The following is a 19318-nucleotide window of genomic DNA, read 5'->3' as shown; positions in this document are numbered from 1 at the left end:
TTTAAAAGGGAGTATGGAATACTGATGTTTAAAGCTATGTGAACGATTCTATTCAACCTAATAAAAACTATAAAATTTACGAATGAAACTATCAAAAATATTGGGTTTGCTGGCCCTTGCTGTTTTTTCTGAAAATCAGGCACAAAATTATTTGAATTATAATGTAGAGAATGCCCATTCTCACAATGATTATATGCAGGAAATTCCTTTTTGGCAGGCCTATTATGCCAACTTTGGTTCCATTGAGGCAGATGTTTTTCTGGTGAAAGGTAAACTTTGGGTAGCCCATACAGAAAAGGAGCTTTCTGCAGACAGGACACTGGAAAATCTTTATCTGGACAATATTTCAAAACAGATAAAACAGAATAAAGGAAATATTTATAAGGATACAAACAAAAAGCTGCAGCTGTTGATCGATATTAAACAGGATTATAAAACAACGCTGACGGCATTGGTCAATACATTGAAAAAATATCCTGAAATTACGGGCAATTCAGGGGTGAAAATTGTAATTACGGGCGGAAGACCTCAGCCGGGTGATTTTAAAAACTATCCTAATTATCTTTATTTCGATGGAGATCTTAGCAAAGACTATTCTGCCGATCAGTTAAAAAGAATCGGAATGTTCAGCGCAGATTTACCGGAACTTGTAAAATGGAATGGAAAAGGTATTCCAAGAGATGAAGAAACAGAGAAAATTAAAAAAGCTGTAGATAAAGCCCATGCTCAACAAAAACCAATGCGTTTTTATGGCGCTCCTGACTTTCCTAATGCGTGGGTAAACCTGATGGACATGGGTGTGGATTATATTAATACCGATCATATTCCGGATCTTAAAAAATTCATGAATACCATTCCAAAGAATTTCTATAAAAATACTAAGGAATATGCGACTTACACACCAACGTATAAAACAGATGGTATCAGCAAAAAAGTAAAAAATGTAATCCTTTTGATTCCGGATGGTACTTCTTTACCACAATATTATGCTGCATTTACCGCCAATAAAGGAAAGCTGAATGTATTCAATATGAAGTCTACGGGATTATCCAAAACCAATTCGTCCAATGCTTATGTTACTGATTCAGCACCGGGATCTACTGCATTTGCAACAGGGGTGAAAACTAAAAATACATTTGTAGGTGTGGATGGTGCCGGTAAATCTATTGCGCAGATTCCTGATATTATTGCAGCCAAGGGGTTAGTTTCAGGATTAATTTCTACTGGTGATGTTACAGATGCAACTCCGGCAGATTTTTACGCTCATTCTGATAACAGAAACAGTTCTGAACCTATTCTGAAAGATTTTGCTGCTTCTAAAGCTAAAATCCTTATTGGTGGTCCTACCAGTGGATTAACACAGGATACAGAGCAGAAACTGAAAGAAGCAAAAGTAGATATTTATCATAGCCTGAAATCAACAGAAAAAAGTAACAACAGAACATTGATTATTGATCCTCTGGCTTCACAGAGAATAACCAACGGAAGAGGAAATTGGCTTGCTGATGCTTTCGATCTAACCTTAAATGATCTGAAAAATAATAAGAAAGGATTTTTTATGATGGTGGAAGCTTCCCAAACCGATGGTGGCGGACACAGTAACAATATAGAACAATTGGTTACCGAATTGCTGGATTTCGATCATGTGGTTGGAAAAGCTATGAAGTTTGCGGATGAAAACAAAGAAACGTTGGTAGTAGTTGTAGGAGATCACGAAACCGGAGGTTTAACCCTTTTGGATGGAAGCCTGAAAGACGGTTGGGTATTCGGAAATTTCAGTACCAACGATCATACTTCTATTCCTTCAAGTGTTTTTGCCTATGGTCCGAATTCCAAAGAATTTACAGGATTATTTGAAAATACAGAAATTTTCAACAAAATTATGGCAGCTTACGGCATTGAAAAATAGTTGTATAGATTTTTTTAAATATATGTCGTCTTTAATTGTTAAGGACGACATTTTTATTTGCTGCAAACTACAAAAACGAAAATCGTAAGATTTTCAAAACTTATGAGTACTTGTTTGCCACTTAAAATGAACTTAAGGGTGTAAGGCTTTTGGGTCTAATTATCATCCTTAGTAAATTGTAAAATTTTATTTCCCACAGATTGCACGGATTTCCACAGATATTTGTGGATAACAAAATTATAGACTTGATTATTATGTCCTAACAAATAATCTGCGTTACCCGCTCAATCAGCGAGAGTAAATAAAAAAGCTGCCTCAAAAGAGAGACAGCTTCATGGTGACAATTGTGTCTAATTATCATCCTTAGTAAATTGTAAAATTTTATTTCCCACAGATTGCACGGATTTCCACAGATGTTTGTGGATAACAAAATTATAGACTTGATTATTATTTCCTAACAAATAATCTGTGTTATCCGCTTAATCAGCGAGAGTAAATAAAAAGCTGCCTCAAAAGAGAGACCGCTTCATGGTGACAATTGGGTCTAATTATCATCCTTAGTGAATTGTAAAATTTTATTTCCCACAGATTGCACGGATTTCCACAGATGTTTGTGGATAGCAAAATTATAGACTTGATTATTATGTCCTAACAAATAATCTGCTCAATCTGCGAGCGTAAATAAAAAAACTGTCTCAAAAAGGAGACAGTTTCATGGTTACCGTTTTTATATTTAACTACACTAAAAATTAGTTTTTACAATCAGTTCCGCCAGTTCCGCATTGACAAAATCAATAGGCATGATTCCATAAGATCCTTTTGTATTGCTTTGGAAGAATGTTTTAAGTTTCGGATTAATAGCATTGGAAACGTTAGGAATGCTTGGGATTCCGAAGATTCCCGGTTTATAACCACTGGTGAAATTGATGAAAAGTCTGTCGCTATTACTGTTTTTAGCATCATTAAACAGATTGGAAATGCCATTCCATTTATCATCATTATTGGTTACCTTATAATAATCCTGAACTTTAAGCTGAGCACCCGGATTATTAATCTCAAAGGTTGTATTATCTGCCCATGAAGTAGCATTAATTCCTTTAGCTGTTCCAGCTGAAAATCTTCTCAATAATCTGATTTTTCCTCTTACTTCTCCCAGCGTTGGAATGTTTGTTCCAAGATCCCATTTTGAAGGATTTTTCTGAATATAAGAATCAAAAGTACTTTCGAAAGATCTTGTTGTATTGGAGGCGTCATATTCTTCTTTTACAGACATGATGATGGTTTCCGACGGATGATTTTCAAGAAATGCATAACAGGCATTCAAAACGTCATCAAAATTTAAATTCTGGTAAATTGCACCATGATGGATTGTAAATGAATTATCAATATGTCTGCAACGGATATCCAGAAATCGAACTCCTGCATTCAGCTGTTCAGCAATACTGAGATCTTGTGTTTTTGCTGTACCTGTTACTACGGGGGTATCTATACGCGCTCCGGAATCATGTGTCCCGGGAATTGAGATTTTTGAAAGCGAAATATTATCCTGTAACCCAGCCATCCAGCTGTTCATTTCAACAGGAACCGCAGATGCCATTTTATAACTTGCTTTAGTTACAGATGTAAGACCTGTTTCATTAGAATCTCTTTCTACCATTCCTTCAGAACAGGAAAAGAAAACGGTTGCGGTGGCAATACTCAGCGTAAAGTTTTTTACGTATTTCATTGAGGGCTTGAACATAGTTTATATTTTAATTGTATTTAAAATTAAGAATATGTCAAGCAAGTAAGAGTTAATTTAACTTTAAAAGATAATTAAGTTGTTGTGCGGTAAGGTGGGAAGCTGGATGATGGAAGAGGGGAGTACTCTAATCTGGAAAAGGGGATGTGCCTCCTTTTTATAAGGTTTAATGGCCAATCAAATATTTACTTTGTAATTTTTGCGTGATATTACTTCCATCATTCCGCTGCTTTCTTAAAACACAAAATCTTCTTTTAAACCCTGAATTTTTAGCTTATGGTTTCCTATTCTGAAATCATCCATTTTAATAAGAGTCTTAAGCTTATGAGTAAATTCCTTGTGAAAGTTTTCCGGTATTTTAGTATTATCATCACATGATGAGTATTCTTTGTCAACAATAACTTTTCCTGTAGAGAAATTGACTTCATTGGTGAAATCAAACTCGCAGTTATCAGCAAAATTATCATATGAACCTATCAGGTAAAAATCCCCGTTCTGGAATCTGAAAGTATGTTTACTGGTTTGGCTATGTCTTGAGTTGGTGGAAAATTGTTGCTCTACTACCAGACAATTGTTTTTTATCTGAATGTTGAGAATATTATCATCAGGATAAAACCCCATTCCGCTTGAATAGAGCAGGATAGAATTCTCTTTCCAGATCTTAAGCTGTCCCTGTTCATTTTTTAAGACGTAAAAGATTCTTTTATAATCTTTTTTTCCGGGAGCTCTTTCATAATCAGATGCTGTTTTGTCTGTATCAAATACAAGAACCGTTTCATCTTTTCCATCTTTATCTAAATCTCCTTTTATTTCAGTAACTTTTTTATAATTTTTTGGAATAGAAAAATTTTTCAGGTTTTGGGAATGAAAACCAGTGATAAGAAAAATGACAATAAGAGAAAGTAGTTTCTTCATAATAATAGTAGAATTACAGGCCAGAGTCATCTTTCTCAATCAATTCTATATCTTCCAGATTGCAAAGGCAGCCTTTAATGCTTTTATAAATTCCCGTAATATCAGTTGATTTTCCTTTGCTATCTATCACTGTGATTCCTGTAGAAAGTGATCCATCTTCCGCATAGTAAGATTTGAAAAGTGTATAAGTATAACCATTATTTAAAAAGGTAAGATATTCTAAATCCATTCCTGCATTTCGTTTCCCTCCACCTCTGTGATAAGATTTATACTTGAATTGTTTCCAGCTGTCTTTATTTCTTTCCGAAGGAAATTCCATTTCTACCTGGTTTTTACTCCCGAATCTGTACTGAATATATTGATTCCCTTTATCCTTTACTAATACCATTTTCTTTCCGGCTTTGGTATCAAAAGAATAGACAACTTCTTCATTAGATTTCAGATATTGTGACCAAAGAACTGTTGGGATAGAAAATAGGAATAAGAATAGATATTTCATGGCTATAGTTTTATATATAAATGCAGTAATTGGAAACAAGAACCATTTATCCATTTTCAAATTACTACATTTTCAGATTTTCAAATTATTTCGTCATTATACTGGCAAGATCTTCCCAGAACATTGGGTAAGATTTTTCTACTACATTTTCATCTTCAATATAAAGCTCTCCAATCAGGCAGTAAGGAGCAAAGCTCATGGCCATTCTGTGATCCTGATATGTTTTGATTGAAATATGCTCTTCCGGTTCTCCGAAACTCACAGAATTAATGGTTAAATCCTTGATTTCAGTTTCAGTACCCAATTTTTTAAGTTCATTATATAAAGCCTGGAGTCTATCCGTTTCCTTTACTCTTAATGTTCCCAATCCTGAAATTTCAAAAGGGATCTTTAATGCTGCAGCCGTTACACAAAGTGTTTGTGCAATATCCGGACAGTTATTCATATCTAGGATAATCTTTTCAGGGAAAGAAAAATCAGGCTGAGGTTCCAAAGTCAGTTGATGTTCAGATTCAGAGTAGGTAGTTTTAATTCCGAAGAAATCCTCATAAATTTTTGCAATGGCTGAATCTCCTTGAGTAGACTCTTGGTAAAAGCTTTTCAGATGAATGGTTTCTCTTCCCAATGCACAGATTGAGTAGAAGTAAGAAGCAGAGCTCCAATCACTTTCCACTTCATAGCTCTTTGCAGAAGATTCATGATTTGGCCTGAATGGTTCTACTTTAATGGTATTGCCTTCAAAGCTGTTATTAATTCCAAATCTTGTCAGAATATCAAGCGTCATTTCAATATAAGATCTTGATGTAACTTCACCCACAAGGTTAATCTCTAAACCATTTTCAAGTTTTCCTGCAATAAGAAGCAGGGAAGTAATAAACTGGCTGGAAATATTCGCCGGAACATTTACAGAAGTCTGGGTAATCTTCTTTCCTGTAATTTTTAAAGGAGGAAAACCTTCATTCTCCAAATATTCAATCTCAACGCCAAGATCCTTCAAAGCACTCACCAAATTTTTAATTGGTCTCTCCTTCATTCTCCCTGATCCGGTAAGAATAGTTGTTTTTCCTTCCTGAATAGAGTAGTAGGAGGTAAGAAAACGCATAGCTGTTCCCGCATGGTGAATGTCTACCACATCTGTAACCTCAGACAATGCCTTTTTCAGCAGTTGAGTATCCTGAGAATTGGATAAATTCCCGATTTTTATATTGCTAAACAAGCTTTCCAGAATCAATAAACGATTCGAAATACTTTTCGAACCGCTGATCTGTACTGTTTTATTTCCGATTAATTTTGATTTTTCTAGCTTCTTCATTATTTCTTCATATTTTAAACCTCATGTCATATTTCAGATCTTTTATCCACATCTGAAATATGACACGAGGAATTTTATTTTAATTTTTCATTATTCTGATGCCGCTCCTTATCGCGGTCTGTTTTGATCTTCATTTTCCTGTCAAAAGCATCTTGTAGATTCACTCCTGTTTGGTTAGCCAGGCATAAGGTTACAAAAAGTACATCGGCCAGTTCTTCACCAAGATCTTTATTTTTATCACTTTCCTTTTCGCTCTGCTCGCCATATCTTCTGGCGATGATTCTGGCTACTTCACCCACTTCTTCAGTCAGCATAGCCATGTTGGTCAGTTCATTAAAATATCTTACACCGATGGTCTTGATCCATTCGTCAACCTGCTGTTGTAATTGAGTAATTTCCATTATTGATAAGCTCCGATCGTAGGATTAGTAGTTCTTGATTCATTCACAATATCAAACGGGACAGTTCCCGCTACAGTAGTATTTCCTTTTCCTTTGGCCGGAGATGTTGTTTTTACTCTTAAATTCATTTTGGCCATGAAATAATTCATAAACTGTGGATCTTCATTTTTGATGCTCTGTACCACATTTACATTATTATCGAAGGTAAAGCCTGCTTCAGAGGTACTTGAATATTTTAATAAACAGTTTTGAATCAAATATTCAAATTGCTGACCCGGTGTCTGTTCAAACTGAACCGAATTATCTCTGTCAGAATACACAATACTATTCCTTAAATTAAATTGCTGTAATGCAGCTTGTTCTGTTTGTCCAGCATTGTTTTTCCACTCATTCGTTACAAAAATTCCTTTTCTGTCAAAGGAGTTCATTGATTTAGAATAATTGGCGATAGTAGCATGGGTGTAGCTGTGCTTCCCACCCAGGAAAATTCCAATACATGATAAACCGCAGTTGTTCATTACAAGATTATTTGCATTTACTGCAGAACCTACTGCATAGATTCCGTATTCAAAGAAAGTATGGATGAATGAATTGGAAATATTGGCAGTAGTCTGTTTCATTTCAAGTCCTCTTGTTCCGCCGAATAGCCTTGCATGGTTCATATTAAGAATAGAATTAGGTTCCATTTTGATGGAGTTCCAGTTTTTAGAAATCGTATCATAATAAGGATCATTTCTGTCACCACGAAGAATAACCTGTTTGTCCAGAGTTCCGTTAATATTTAAAACTGCATTTGACGAAACCTTCATTCCGCTGTTTTTATGGAAATATACTTTTGTACCCGGGTCTATATCTAAGGTTACATTCTTATCCAGGGTAAGGTTTCCGTAAATAATCTTCGCCTTATTATTGGTCCATGTAGTAGAACTTGTAATCACATTAGGATTGGTAGGAGTTTCAATAAAGAACTCCGCATCCTGAACTACCGAGAATAAAGTAACATGCTGTTGTCCGGCAGGACCGGTGAAAATCACTTTATCTTCAGCAATAGCTTCAGGGCCTGTTGCCTGAGGGGCAATTTCTACATAGATATATAAACTGTCTTTTTTTCTTAGCGGAACATCCTTAAAATCATATCCCGGTTTTCCATCTACATTAATTCTATATAATGATGTAGCCCCTTTCTCAAGATTTACTCTTGGGATCAGAATATCTTTATCTTCATTATTATATACTTTTACTACGTAAGTTTCTGAACGTACCTGATGATAAACTGTATCGCAGAACACAGTGTCTCTTGAAAACCTTAGCTGTTGCGAAGGAGCATCAAAGGTAATATCATCCTTATTACATGATACTGCTACAAGGAGCATCCAGAAAGAAAAAGCCAGTAATAATTTGAATTTCATCGAAATTAAAGTTTAAGTAAGTTCCAAATTTAACGAAAATACTTTGAATTTCTTATCTAGAAAAAAATATTGAATTCAGTATTTGGATATTAGAAAAAAAGTTGTACTTTTGCAACCTAAAATTAGCAGAGAAATATCCATTACTATTTCGAAAGCAAACTTTAATTTTTTAAAAATAGCATTATGAAAAACGGAATCCACCCAGAAAATTATAGACTTGTTGTTTTCAAAGATATGAGTAACGACGAGGTGTTTCTTTGCAAATCTACTGCAGAAACAAAAGATACTATCGAGTTCGAAGGACAAGAGTATCCATTAATCAAAATGGAAATCTCTTCAACTTCTCACCCTTTCTACACTGGTAAAGTGAAATTAGTTGACACAGCAGGTAGAGTTGATAAGTTCATGAACAAATACAAAAAATTCGCTAAGTAATTTTTGTATACCACAATATAAAAGCCTTCCAATCTTTGGGAGGCTTTTTTGTTTTACATGCAATAGAAATGGGCTTTAGCCCATTTACAATAAACAAAAAATTCCCCTGGCTTCAGCCAAAGCCTAAAAATCTGCTGGAATGTTGCCTTCGGGTTTTTCTGTGTATTATCTTTTTATCTTCCATTCCAACTTCTCCTATCTTTTTGTATTTTTGTTCAAGACACAGCTTAGAAACCAAATGTAACTTTCGGAGCGTAAAATCTCCAGCTAAAAATCAAAAAATGCAATTAGTATTTTCAGACGCACAATATTGGGAAGATTTCCTTCCGCTTACTTTTACCAGACCAGTTGCAGCCATGCGATGCGGAATTCTTACCTTCGCTGAAAGATGGCAGAGAATTCTGGGGAATACTGAAGTTTCATATTTTACGGAAATGTATCTTCAGGATAAATTTAAAACGCCGGAAGAAAAAGAAAGTCTTTTTATCGTTCCGAACTTTATTCCTACAGAAACTGTTATTCAGCAGATCAAAGACCTTAAGCAGGGTGAAGCTTTGGTGTATGAAGACGAATTGGTAGCAGCGAAGATCAATATGAAAGGATTTTCCCTTCATCAGATCGAAAAAATGACAGACATTAAAGAAGAACTTATTTTCTTTAAAAAACCAAAAGATTTATTTACCTATAACCATCATGCAATTGATTTCGATTTTGATCTTCTTACTAAAGGAAGAACTTCACAGGAACTCTCTTCTACCAATGGTTTCCTGGGTGATAAAAAAGACCTTTTCATTGAAGAAGGAGCGTATGTTGAATTCTCAACGATCAATACAAAAACCGGAAAAATATACATCGGTAAAAATACAGAGGTGATGGAAGGTTGTCACCTTCGCGGACCTATCGCGCTTTGTGATGATTCCAAATTTAATCTAGGAGCTAAAATCTATGGAGCTACTACCATAGGACCACACTGTAAAGTAGGAGGAGAGGTGAACAACATTATTATTTTCGGATATTCCAGTAAAGGGCATGAAGGCTTTGTAGGAAACTCGGTTATTGGAGAATGGTGCAACTTCGGAGCAGATACCAATTCTTCCAACATGAAAAACAATTACGGAAATGTAAGATTCTGGAACTACAGAACCAAAGCTTTTGAAGATACAGGTTTACAATTTGCAGGCCTGATTATGGGTGACCATTCCAAAACAGCCATCAATACACAGCTGAATACTGGAACTGTAATTGGAGTAGCATCCAATATCTTCAAACCAGGTTTTCCACCTAACCTTGTGGAAAACTTCTCATGGGGCGGCTTAAAAGATGATGAAAGATTCAGATTAGATAAAGTCTATGAAGTAGCCGAAAGAGCAATGGCCAGAAGAAAGGTGGCTTTAACAGAAGAAGATAAGGCTATTTTGAAGCATGTTTTTGAAACGTATTAATAAAAAATAAAACCTCCGATTGGAGGTTTTTTAGTTTGAATATAATAGATATAAAGTATCTATAAAGTTATCCTGAGAAATGATATCAGCTTCTTTTCCATCAAAAGAAAAATATTGATATTGAGGATTTTCCTTTTTTAATTTTTCAAATTTTTCCTTGCTAATGCTTTTCCCATCGAAATAGTAATAATTTGGTGGAGGGTTCTCTACGACTACAACAGCTCCAATTTCAAATCCCTTATAATCAATTTGAAATTTTTTATTTTCAACTTTTTCTTTGCTTGAAAAAATGATTGTCTGATCTCCATAATTACTAGCACTTATAGTATCTTTTATATTTTTCTCTATCCTTCTTTTTTCATTCAATTTATCAAAATTGAAGTGTAAAACGTTTTCTTCTTCTATAAGATTATTTGGAATATCTAGCTTAAAATAACCATTCTCATTAGTTGTAGATTTTAAAAATTTCTTCTGGGTTATAAAGAAAACTTCTGCATTTGGAATCGCTTTTTGTGTTTCTTTGAATATTAATCTTCCAGACACTTTTGTAATATCTGTTGCTGTTTGTTCAGTGGTAATATTGAAATTATTTTTAGTTTGTGCCTGAGCGAAAGTCAGATTAGTTACTAAGATAATTCCTGCAGCAGCTAAAGCTAAAGGTCTTGTTGATATTCTTCCGCAAATTTCTTTTCCGTTGGCTGCTGTTAAAATATCTTTGATCTGCTCATCTGTTTTATTTGTAAAATCTACAACACATTTGGAACATTTATCACAGAATTTCCCTGAAGGAAAATCCTGCATATTATCCCAGTTTTCAGGGCAGGAATTGTGGATTTTAATTTGGTTTTTCATAATCAGTGTTTGTAAATGAAGCCTTCTAGAATAGCTTTTTTTAATTTGAAAATATTAGTTGTAAACTGCTTAAATCGCCTTTTTTGGAAATAACTTCTGCTTCTTTACCTGTAAAAAGGAAGTATTGATAATTTGGATTCTCATTTTTTAATTGGTCAAATTTTTTTCCACTAATACTTTTTCCATCAGAGTAGTAATAATCTGGAGGTCTTTCGGATGTTAATACTACAGCACCTAATTCTAAATATCGATGTTGAGAATCAATTTGAAATTCTTTCTCATTTATCTGTTCCTTTTTTAGAAAAATAATTGAAGTGTTTTCATATATATCATCTTGCATCAGATGAGAAGGCTTTTTGTCTAAATTTTTATAGACTTCATTATTTAATTTCTCAAAGTCAAAGTATAAAACGTTTTTGCGCTCAAGCATTTCATTAGGTATTTCTAATGTGAAATTTCCGTTTTCATCGCTGATTGTTTTTATATATTTTGATTTACAGATAAAGAAAACTTCTGCATTAGGAATTTCCTTTTTTGTTCTTTTAAAGATAAGTTTACCAGACACTTTTGTAATCTCTGTTACTTTTTGTTCAGTAGTGATATTGAAGCTATTTTTAGTTTGTGTCTGAGCGAAACTCAGATTAGTCACTAAGATAATTCCCGCAGCAGCCAAAGCTAAAGGTCTTGTAGATATTCTTCCGCAGATTTCTTTTCCGTTAGCAGCTTTTATAATGTCCCGAATCTGTTGATCCGTCTTATCTGTAAGGTCTATTACGCATTTGGAACATTTCTCACAGAACTTTCCAGAAGGAAAATCCTGCATGTCATCCCATTTTTCTGGGCAGGGATTGTGGATTTTAATTCGGTTTTTCATAATCTGTGTTTGTAACTAAGCTGATTTCATTAAGTAACGGTAGTTTTGCTTTTGATCTACAGTTTTCATGATAAAAAGAATCTGGTCCAAGTTTCTATACACTTGATTTTAATTCTATTTTATAAGTTATAAAAACATTTCTATTTGTAATCTATCAAATCTTCCATTTCAAGCCCTGAAGATACTATTATCAACTTAGTTGCATACCAAAAATCTTTTTGAGATGCAGAGCTCTGAGATTTACTGTTTAATCCTGAAGCATGATATTTTTTTTTACTTCCCAAACTGTCATTTAAAGTTATTGTTGTGAAAGATCCATCTATTAAATTATTTTTCACTGAAATTGTATCATTTTTAATCTTTAGAATTGCACTATAGATTTTATCAAATCTCTTCTTAGAAATCTTTGAACTGTATTCTCTACTTCTGTTTTTTTTAACAAAAACTTTTACTTTATTTCTTTTAGAAACTTCGAATAAAATATCAACCTTCTTTCCAACAATAATTGCGTTTGAATGCTGAAATTTTATATAAGTTTCCTGAGAAAATAAATACTTGGAGCAGAATAGAAAGATAAATATGAATAATACCTTATGCATAATTAGTGTTTATTTAAAATAATTTCCTTAGGCAATGGCTCTGGTCTCTGGTCAATAGGTTTTCCGTGATAAAAACATTCTGAATCTATAAGTTGACTCGTTTCCATAAATTTAAATTTCATTTCAGTTTTTGTAGTATTAGTAAATTCTATGGAAACCCTACCACTTTTAAGACAAAGATCGGCATCCACATAAGTTAATAGATATTTACCATTAGGAAAAATTTTAATACCTTCAATTTTAGCTGCATTGTCAGGAAGATTCATGTTATTGAATAAAATATTTCCTGAAATATCTTTCACTTGAAATTTTCCAATTAAATAATCTCTGTTGCAATTACAATGATTATCGTGTATATTAGTTATTTTCTTAAAGTTAATTAAAAAAGTTTTCCCGGCCCAAATTCCGGCCCAGTCTCCTTCAAATGGTGGGAGGTTATTTTGAGTATCTGAGATATAAGCTCCTGCGGGAACTTGAGTTTCAGTTAATGGATATGTTTGAGCTTTACAAAATATTCCCACAAAAAGTATGGTGATAAAAAATATATTTTTCATTTTTTTACATTTAAATATTTAAGGACAATCAACTTTATCTGCTTTTTTAGTAGTTGGATTATAAGTCATTTTAGAAGCTGTATTGGCTGTTACTTTATATACTTCCAGACCAGGCTTATTTACGACTTCTTGAAGAAATCTAGTAAAAACAGTTTCTACTTTATCCTGAGAAATATCACCATTTGAGTCCTGAATTGCTCCCATTTCCCTTTCATACCACTCTCCCCATGATTTTGCTGTATAGTAATCAACACCCCCAGGGTGTGCAGTTCCTGTATATTTTATGGTATAACTTCCTTCAGAAGTTACTACGGTAGAATATGCATTAGCATAACCCCCTCCATATGTTCCTGCATTTTTCAAAAACGTATTAATAAATGTTTTTACATCAGTAGGAGAAAATATTTTAATGCTTCCATCTACATTATTGTGTGAATGAAATAGACCTGAGATACCTGTAGTATCATCAGGAAGATCGAGGCCTGTAGAGCCTGGGGGCCCATCCACTTGTACAAATCCTGCTTCTGTATTTACTCCTAATGGCGGTTGTTTTTCATAAAATCCTCTCTCTCTGTCCATATTAAAGATATCAGCCTTATTCAGAGCATTAAATCTCTCTGCATATTTTGAACTATTCTGTTTTTCTTTGATTTTTTCACAAGGATTTTGTGGTGTTTCAGGATTGGAAGGGTTATTATTTCCGCCACTGCCACCACAATCTCCGAAGCCACCGCACTCTCCACCTGGCGGATTATCCGGATCATTGCCCCAGGGATCATTATCGCCACTGCCACCCCATTGTATGCTTCTGGGTTTAGGTCTTATCACAATAGGTTCTATCTGGGTTTCTCCACAGCCTGATACATCATTGCATCCGCTGCCATTGCCTCCGGGTTTCATGGTATTATCTTTAGGAAATAAAGCAAAACGGATTCTGAATGCGGAAATAATGTTTTCATAGTTTTCCGTAGTTTCCGAAACCATACGGTAAGATACATAATTTTCTTCCTGGTTCAGGACTCCGGCTGCTAGTCCTGTAATATGGTCATCTGTTACTACAGGATAGATCACCGCTTTACTGCCATCATCCAGCATAAGAACTTCTGATGCAAGGCGGAAAAAGACAGCAGGTTTTCCGTCTTTTATATTTCTGGCAACAGATTGCTTAAAGGCGGGATGTAGGTTTTGATACTTCCCATACAACACTGCAAAACCTCTTGCATAATCCGGATCTTTTCCGGTACTGTCCTTCCTGAATACATTGAAAGAGGATGCAGGGGCCTGTTGTTCCGGCTGAGGATTGCTGAGATCATCATGCATACAGGAGTAGATTGAAAACGCTAATACTGAAAAAAGTATCAGGCGGAGAATAATTTTTTTTCTCATAGACATTTGTTTTTTTATTTGTTAAATATAAATAATTTTATTATATCCCGAATATGGGAATTTAAATTATCTACTTTAGCATAAAAAAATATGGGTTTCCTTATGATTTTTCTAAAAGAAAAAATAGGTTTATATAAACTAGAAACAGGAACACGATTTGGAGATCGTTTGGCCGAAGGTAGTCATGCTATAAAAATAAAAACTTCAAATATTTTTAAAGTTTTTTTATTTTTGATGTAATAGATTGTAAAGACTGGTTGTCTTACCTATAAGAAACAAAACTCATGACCCAAGAAACTTTCAAGAATACGGTGTTTATTCTCAAAGACGAGATGTATCGTTTTGCGAAGCGATTCGTCATGAGTAGTGATGAGGCAGAAGATGTAGTGCAGGAAATCATGATGAAGTTCTGGCAGAAGAGGGATGAATTGGAGCAGTTTGGGAATTTAAAATCCTATGCGCTGAAGTCTGTCCGGAACGAATGCCTGAACCGCCTGAAGCATCACGATGTGAAGATAGGCTTTGCGGATATGCAGCTTCACCGATCGGAACTTTACAGTATGGAAGTTGATAACCTTAAAGAATATATTATAGGATTTATTAATCAACTCCCCGAAAAGCAGAAGCTGGTGATCCACTTGAAAGATGTAGAAGAGTACGATGTTTCCGAAATTTCTGAAATGCTGGAAATGGAGGAAAATGCAGTAAGGGTAAACCTTATGCGGGCAAGACAAAAAGTAAAAGAACAAATCTCACAACTGATGAGCTATGAAAAAAGATCAATTACAAGATAAATACGACGAAATCTTCCGGGGTATAAAGGAAGAAAAAATGGAATGGAGCTTTGATGATTTCCTTCAGCAGACCGAAAATAAAACCTCTGAAGAAAACACAACGCCTATTATTCCTCTTAAAGAAAATAAAAAGCCCTCATTTCCCAAATGGTTCTGGATGGCCGCCAGTGTAACGCTGGTCTTTGGGATTGGATTTTTCCTTAAAAATAATTCCGGGACAGGAGTTCAGGATAAGGAAAGTATTGTGAAAAATGAAGTATTGAAACAGAAGTCCGGTTTTATTGAAGAAAACCATAATCATCAGCAACAGGTGGCAGTGAATCATACCGATTCTATTTCTGGAGCCAAAAAAGATTCTATCTTTCAGGATAATCATGTCGCTGAAAAAGATGTGATGGATGAAATCTTACCAAAAAGAGGAAGACTTAAAAAGGAAAGAAGACCAAGATATGCAGACAATTCCTCTTTTAAAAATAATTTATCTAAAGATTCTACAGGCTATGAAAACTCTTATGTAATTGTAAATGGTAAAAAAATTGACAATGTAGAAGAAGCAATAAATGTAACAAAATACTCATTCCAGATATTTGCAAATAACGTTAGTGAAAAATTGGCACAGCCTACGGTGGTAGAAGACGATTATTAATCATAAAAACGGTTGCCATCATTAACTTAAAAAATAAAATTGACTCATGAAAAAACTATTCATAATATTCGCTCTTGCTTTTTCCCATTTCTTTAACGTGTATGGGCAAAAAGATAAATTTGACCAGCTTTTTGATAAATATCAGGATGTAGAGGGAGTAACCTCTATTAAAATTGCAAAACCGATGTTCGGGATGCTCAGCAGTCTTAATATTGATGACTCTCAGCTGGATCAGATTAAACCGTTATTATCAAAAATTAACGGCCTCAAGATTTTGATTACTGAAAACCCGGAAAAAGGAAATACTGCTGAAGGGCGTAAGGTTCAGACTAGTATGTCCCAGCTAAGTAAGGATATTTCTTCCTATTTAAAAAATCTGAACTACAGCGAGATTATGTCCGTGAATAATGCGGGAGCTAAAGTGAAATTTCTTTCTGCAGAAGCTAAGAATGGTATTCTGGATGATCTGTTGCTTAGTATTGACGGCGGAAGTGGGGAAAGTATTTTTGTAATGCTGGACGGAAAACTGTCTATGGATGATGTAAGTAAAATTATTAACTCCAGTGAAACTAAGAAGAACCCAATTTCCAATACAAGAAATAATATTACATCAGATAATAATTCGTCTTACCTCAATGGAGAGGCCAGAAACGTAGGCGATTTTTCAGGGATTCAAGTGAGTACAGGAGTAAACGTAATTTTTAAACAAGAAAAACCAACCAGTATAAAAGTGATCGCTGATTCAGATAAGCTAGAGTATATCATTACAAAGGTGGAAAATGGCGTTTTGAGAATTTATATTGATAATAAAGGAGTAAGAAATCTGAGATTTAAAAATTTAAGTGTTAATGTATCTTCTCCAAGAATGGAAAGTATTGATGTCTCATCGGGTTCTAACCTTACCATCGTCAATTCTATTCAGGAGAAAAATATGAAAATTGATGCCTCATCCGGATCCAATATTACCGGAGATTTCAAAATTTCAAATGCTGCAAACATTTCAGTATCTTCAGGATCAAACATCAGAGCAGGAATTACAGCCGGTAATATTGGGATTAAAAGTTCAAGCGGTTCTAATATCAGTTTGAGTGGAAAAGCTGATTCAGGAACCATTGATATCAGCAGTGGAGCACTATGTAAAGCTGACGATCTGAAATTTACTTACCTTGAGACGGAAGCCACTTCCGGAGGAAATCTTACGGTAAGTGTTTCAGATAAATTGAAAGTGAGAGCATCATCAGGAGGATCTGTTAGGTATAGAGGAAGACCGGAGATAGATGCTAATATTAGTAAAACATCAGGAGGGTTGTTAAGACCAATTGATTAAAAAATTATCACCATGAAAACGCTCAGAATTATTTTCTTTCCATTTTTGGTAATAAGTACCCTTCAGTCCTGTATTGTTTCTGAAAAACCCAACATGGATTTCTTTTCAAGTACCAGTTATAATTTTAAGGATGCCAAGTTTACAAGTTTTAATGTACCACTATTGCTTGCCAAACCATATATCAAGAAGGCTTTAAGAGAAGATGGAGAAAGTGAAGAACTTATCAGCCTTATCAAAAAGGTTTCGAAAATAAAGGTTCTTACCGTAGAAAACGGCAGCAAAGAAATGCTGAATGATTATGCTAAGTTTTTGAATAATAATCACTACGAAGACTGGGCTACCATAAAACATAATGGAGAAAATGTAAATCTGCGGGTAAAACAAAAGGGTGAAGCTATTAAAAACATGCTGATTACGGTAAATTCAGATAAGGAATTGGTATTTGTGGATGTAAAAGGAAGCTTTACTCCTGACGATATTTCAAAAATGATTAATGCTGTTTCAGATAAATAGGAAATGATTGAAACCTTATATTATGCTTTAACTATCAAGAAAAATTAATTGTTGCAAGTAGTTTCGGATAAACTAAATTTATTTTGTACAGGAAAACCGTTCTTAAAAAGAGCGGTTTTTCGATTTAACTTATTGATTATTAAATTTTATTTAAACTATTAAAATAGATTTTCATATGTCATTAAAATAACCTAATTTTGCAAAGAAAGTAAAGATGTCTATTCATAACAAAATTGTAGAGACAGCCATCACTTTCGATGACGTTCTTCTAGTCCCTTCTTATTCAGAAGTTTTACCTAACCAGGTTTCATTAAAATCAAGACTTACCGACAAAATCACGCTGAATGTTCCGATAGTTTCCGCTGCAATGGACACTGTTACAGAGGCAGATTTGGCAATTGCATTGGCTAGAGTTGGTGGTTTAGGTTTCATTCATAAAAATATGACGATCGCAGAACAGGCTGCACAAGTAAACAGAGTAAAACGTTCTGAAAACGGAATGATCTCTGATCCTGTAACGCTTTCAAAAGATCATACTTTAGGTGAAGCTAGAGAATTAATGGCTAAATATAAAATATCTGGCCTTCCCGTGGTTGATGCAAATAATGTATTAATCGGAATTATCACAAACAGAGACGTAAAATATCAGGAAAACCTTGGTGCAAAGGTTGAAGAGATCATGACTAAAGATAACCTGATCACTTCTGATAAAAATACCAATCTTGAGAAAGCAAAAGAAATTCTTCTTAAAAACAGAGTTGAAAAACTTCCTATTGTAGATGCTGAAAATAAATTGGTTGGTTTAATTACCATTAAAGATATTGATAATCAGCTTGAATATCCAAATGCAAACAAAGATCAAAACGGTAGGTTAATCGTTGGTGCAGGTGTTGGAGTTGGTGAAGATACATTGGAAAGAATCGAAGCTCTTGTAAAAGCGGGTGTTGATATCATTGGTATTGATTCTGCTCACGGACATTCTATTGGAGTTTTAAATAAGATTAAAGAAATCAGACAAGTATATCCGGATTTGGATATCGTTGGTGGTAATATCGTAACAGCTGAAGCTGCAAAAGATCTTATAGAAGCTGGTGCAAACGTTCTGAAAGTAGGTGTTGGCCCTGGTTCTATTTGTACAACCAGAGTAGTTGCTGGAGTTGGGGTTCCTCAATTATCTGCGATCTATAATGTTTACGAATATGCTCAGACTAAAAATATCGCAGTAATTGCTGACGGAGGTATTAAATTATCAGGAGATATCGTAAAAGCAATTGCTAGTGGAGCAGGAGCAGTGATGTTAGGATCACTTTTAGCAGGAACTGATGAAGCTCCGGGTGAAGAAATCATTTTCCAAGGTAGAAAATTCAAAACATACCAAGGAATGGGAAGCCTTTCTGCTATGAAGAGAGGAGGAAAAGAAAGATATTTCCAAAGTGAGGCTAAAAAATTCGTTCCGGAAGGAATTGAAGGAAGAGTTCCAAGTAAAGGTAAATTGGAAGAAGTTATTTTCCAGTTAGTTGGAGGATTAAGAGCAGGAATGGGATATTGTGGAGCTAAAGATATTGAAACTTTACAGAGAGATTCCAAATTGGTAATGATTACAGGAAGCGGATTGAAAGAATCACACCCACACGATGTGATTATCACTCAGGAAGCTCCTAATTATTCTTTATAAAGAGTATTCATAACATAGAAAAGACTGTCTTATCA

At 34.5% G+C, this 19318-nt stretch carries 19 protein-coding genes; 8 read left to right on the top strand and 11 right to left on the bottom strand.

The window, feature by feature from the left end:
* Window positions 1-82: 82 nt before the first annotated feature.
* Window positions 83-1909: an alkaline phosphatase gene (locus CHSO_RS23620; protein WP_045501248.1), complete on the top strand. Its 1827-nt coding sequence runs from the start codon at window positions 83-85 to the stop codon at window positions 1907-1909.
* A gap of 742 nt (window positions 1910-2651) precedes the next feature.
* Here the strand turns inward: CHSO_RS23620 and CHSO_RS23615 are convergent.
* From CHSO_RS23615 to CHSO_RS23590, 6 genes are all read right to left on the bottom strand, one after another.
* Entirely contained in the window at window positions 2652-3635 is a 984-nt protein-coding gene (locus CHSO_RS23615) for a phosphatidylinositol-specific phospholipase C (RefSeq protein WP_052480750.1), read from the bottom strand.
* A gap of 249 nt (window positions 3636-3884) precedes the next feature.
* On the bottom strand, window positions 3885-4565 hold the full coding sequence (locus tag CHSO_RS23610) for a hypothetical protein (protein WP_045503288.1): 681 nt from the start codon (window positions 4563-4565) through the stop codon (window positions 3885-3887).
* A 13-nt stretch (window positions 4566-4578) separates the two neighbouring features.
* On the bottom strand, window positions 4579-5064 hold the full coding sequence (locus tag CHSO_RS23605) for a hypothetical protein (protein ID WP_144429025.1): 486 nt from the start codon (window positions 5062-5064) through the stop codon (window positions 4579-4581).
* A gap of 85 nt (window positions 5065-5149) precedes the next feature.
* Window positions 5150-6376 (bottom strand): 3-phosphoshikimate 1-carboxyvinyltransferase, encoded by a 1227-nt coding sequence (locus CHSO_RS23600; protein WP_045501246.1) that lies wholly within the window; start codon window positions 6374-6376, stop codon window positions 5150-5152.
* 74 nt (window positions 6377-6450) lie between these two features.
* A complete protein-coding gene (locus CHSO_RS23595) occupies window positions 6451-6777 on the bottom strand; it encodes a nucleotide pyrophosphohydrolase (RefSeq protein ID WP_045501245.1) in 327 nt (108 codons plus the stop codon).
* On the bottom strand, window positions 6777-8186 hold the full coding sequence (locus tag CHSO_RS23590; RefSeq protein ID WP_045501244.1) for a hypothetical protein: 1410 nt from the start codon (window positions 8184-8186) through the stop codon (window positions 6777-6779). The genes CHSO_RS23595 and CHSO_RS23590 overlap by 1 nt, the downstream gene beginning before the upstream one ends.
* A gap of 183 nt (window positions 8187-8369) precedes the next feature.
* Between CHSO_RS23590 and CHSO_RS23585 the strand changes: the two genes are divergently transcribed.
* Window positions 8370-8621 carry a type B 50S ribosomal protein L31 gene (locus CHSO_RS23585; protein WP_027375398.1) on the top strand — a complete coding sequence of 84 codons (252 nt, stop codon included), beginning with the start codon at window positions 8370-8372 and terminating at the stop codon, window positions 8619-8621.
* A gap of 281 nt (window positions 8622-8902) precedes the next feature.
* The gene (locus CHSO_RS23580) at window positions 8903-10063 is read left to right on the top strand and encodes a GlmU family protein (protein ID WP_045503285.1); all 1161 of its coding nucleotides are present in this window, start codon (window positions 8903-8905) and stop codon (window positions 10061-10063) included.
* 30 nt (window positions 10064-10093) lie between these two features.
* On the opposite strand, the gene CHSO_RS23575 is transcribed toward CHSO_RS23580, so the two are convergent.
* From CHSO_RS23575 to CHSO_RS23555, 5 genes are all read right to left on the bottom strand, one after another.
* The gene (locus CHSO_RS23575) at window positions 10094-10915 is read right to left on the bottom strand and encodes a hypothetical protein (protein WP_045501243.1); all 822 of its coding nucleotides are present in this window, start codon (window positions 10913-10915) and stop codon (window positions 10094-10096) included.
* Between the two features lie 40 nt (window positions 10916-10955).
* The gene (locus tag CHSO_RS23570; RefSeq protein ID WP_045501242.1) at window positions 10956-11789 is read right to left on the bottom strand and encodes a hypothetical protein; all 834 of its coding nucleotides are present in this window, start codon (window positions 11787-11789) and stop codon (window positions 10956-10958) included.
* A 140-nt stretch (window positions 11790-11929) separates the two neighbouring features.
* On the bottom strand, window positions 11930-12388 hold the full coding sequence (locus CHSO_RS23565; protein ID WP_045501241.1) for a hypothetical protein: 459 nt from the start codon (window positions 12386-12388) through the stop codon (window positions 11930-11932).
* A 2-nt stretch (window positions 12389-12390) separates the two neighbouring features.
* Window positions 12391-12942 carry a DUF6705 family protein gene (locus CHSO_RS23560; RefSeq protein ID WP_045501240.1) on the bottom strand — a complete coding sequence of 184 codons (552 nt, stop codon included), beginning with the start codon at window positions 12940-12942 and terminating at the stop codon, window positions 12391-12393.
* A gap of 18 nt (window positions 12943-12960) precedes the next feature.
* On the bottom strand, window positions 12961-14328 hold the full coding sequence (locus tag CHSO_RS23555; protein ID WP_144429024.1) for a hypothetical protein: 1368 nt from the start codon (window positions 14326-14328) through the stop codon (window positions 12961-12963).
* A gap of 284 nt (window positions 14329-14612) precedes the next feature.
* Between CHSO_RS23555 and CHSO_RS23550 the strand changes: the two genes are divergently transcribed.
* The 5 genes from CHSO_RS23550 (at window position 14613) to guaB (ending at window position 19283) form a co-directional block, all read left to right on the top strand.
* On the top strand, window positions 14613-15122 hold the full coding sequence (locus tag CHSO_RS23550; protein ID WP_045501238.1) for an RNA polymerase sigma factor: 510 nt from the start codon (window positions 14613-14615) through the stop codon (window positions 15120-15122).
* Window positions 15097-15768: a hypothetical protein gene (locus tag CHSO_RS23545; protein WP_185114274.1), complete on the top strand. Its 672-nt coding sequence runs from the start codon at window positions 15097-15099 to the stop codon at window positions 15766-15768. Before CHSO_RS23550 ends, CHSO_RS23545 begins: the two co-directional genes overlap by 26 nt.
* A 46-nt stretch (window positions 15769-15814) precedes the next feature.
* On the top strand, window positions 15815-17095 hold the full coding sequence (locus tag CHSO_RS23540; protein WP_045501237.1) for a DUF4252 domain-containing protein: 1281 nt from the start codon (window positions 15815-15817) through the stop codon (window positions 17093-17095).
* Between the two features lie 12 nt (window positions 17096-17107).
* Window positions 17108-17608, top strand: coding sequence for a DUF4252 domain-containing protein (locus CHSO_RS23535; RefSeq protein WP_045501236.1), 501 nt, complete (start codon window positions 17108-17110; stop codon window positions 17606-17608).
* A 214-nt stretch (window positions 17609-17822) separates the two neighbouring features.
* Window positions 17823-19283, top strand: coding sequence for an IMP dehydrogenase (gene guaB / locus CHSO_RS23530; protein WP_045501235.1), 1461 nt, complete (start codon window positions 17823-17825; stop codon window positions 19281-19283).
* The last annotated feature ends 35 nt before the right edge of the window (window positions 19284-19318 follow it).

The sequence above is a fragment of the Chryseobacterium sp. StRB126 genome, from assembly GCF_000829375.1.
Classification (GTDB): domain Bacteria; phylum Bacteroidota; class Bacteroidia; order Flavobacteriales; family Weeksellaceae; genus Chryseobacterium.
Note: the sequence above shows the minus strand (reverse complement) of the source record. Positions and strands in the feature narration are given on the sequence as shown.

Excerpts from the sequence above, each read along its gene's own strand:
- CHSO_RS23620 (WP_045501248.1), top strand. The coding sequence starts at position 83 with ATGAAACTATCAAAAATATTGGGTTTGCTGGCCCTTGCTGTTTTTTCT.
- CHSO_RS23615 (WP_052480750.1), bottom strand. The coding sequence starts at position 3,635 with ATGAAATACGTAAAAAACTTTACGCTGAGTATTGCCACCGCAACCGTT.
- CHSO_RS23610 (WP_045503288.1), bottom strand. The coding sequence starts at position 4,565 with ATGAAGAAACTACTTTCTCTTATTGTCATTTTTCTTATCACTGGTTTT.
- CHSO_RS23605 (WP_144429025.1), bottom strand. The coding sequence starts at position 5,064 with ATGAAATATCTATTCTTATTCCTATTTTCTATCCCAACAGTTCTTTGG.
- CHSO_RS23600 (WP_045501246.1), bottom strand. The coding sequence starts at position 6,376 with ATGAAGAAGCTAGAAAAATCAAAATTAATCGGAAATAAAACAGTACAG.
- CHSO_RS23595 (WP_045501245.1), bottom strand. The coding sequence starts at position 6,777 with ATGGAAATTACTCAATTACAACAGCAGGTTGACGAATGGATCAAGACC.
- CHSO_RS23590 (WP_045501244.1), bottom strand. The coding sequence starts at position 8,186 with ATGAAATTCAAATTATTACTGGCTTTTTCTTTCTGGATGCTCCTTGTA.
- CHSO_RS23585 (WP_027375398.1), top strand. The coding sequence starts at position 8,370 with ATGAAAAACGGAATCCACCCAGAAAATTATAGACTTGTTGTTTTCAAA.
- CHSO_RS23580 (WP_045503285.1), top strand. The coding sequence starts at position 8,903 with ATGCAATTAGTATTTTCAGACGCACAATATTGGGAAGATTTCCTTCCG.
- CHSO_RS23575 (WP_045501243.1), bottom strand. The coding sequence starts at position 10,915 with ATGAAAAACCAAATTAAAATCCACAATTCCTGCCCTGAAAACTGGGAT.
- CHSO_RS23570 (WP_045501242.1), bottom strand. The coding sequence starts at position 11,789 with ATGAAAAACCGAATTAAAATCCACAATCCCTGCCCAGAAAAATGGGAT.
- CHSO_RS23565 (WP_045501241.1), bottom strand. The coding sequence starts at position 12,388 with ATGCATAAGGTATTATTCATATTTATCTTTCTATTCTGCTCCAAGTAT.
- CHSO_RS23560 (WP_045501240.1), bottom strand. The coding sequence starts at position 12,942 with ATGAAAAATATATTTTTTATCACCATACTTTTTGTGGGAATATTTTGT.
- CHSO_RS23555 (WP_144429024.1), bottom strand. The coding sequence starts at position 14,328 with ATGAGAAAAAAAATTATTCTCCGCCTGATACTTTTTTCAGTATTAGCG.
- CHSO_RS23550 (WP_045501238.1), top strand. The coding sequence starts at position 14,613 with ATGACCCAAGAAACTTTCAAGAATACGGTGTTTATTCTCAAAGACGAG.
- CHSO_RS23545 (WP_185114274.1), top strand. The coding sequence starts at position 15,097 with ATGAAAAAAGATCAATTACAAGATAAATACGACGAAATCTTCCGGGGT.
- CHSO_RS23540 (WP_045501237.1), top strand. The coding sequence starts at position 15,815 with ATGAAAAAACTATTCATAATATTCGCTCTTGCTTTTTCCCATTTCTTT.
- CHSO_RS23535 (WP_045501236.1), top strand. The coding sequence starts at position 17,108 with ATGAAAACGCTCAGAATTATTTTCTTTCCATTTTTGGTAATAAGTACC.
- guaB (WP_045501235.1), top strand. The coding sequence starts at position 17,823 with ATGTCTATTCATAACAAAATTGTAGAGACAGCCATCACTTTCGATGAC.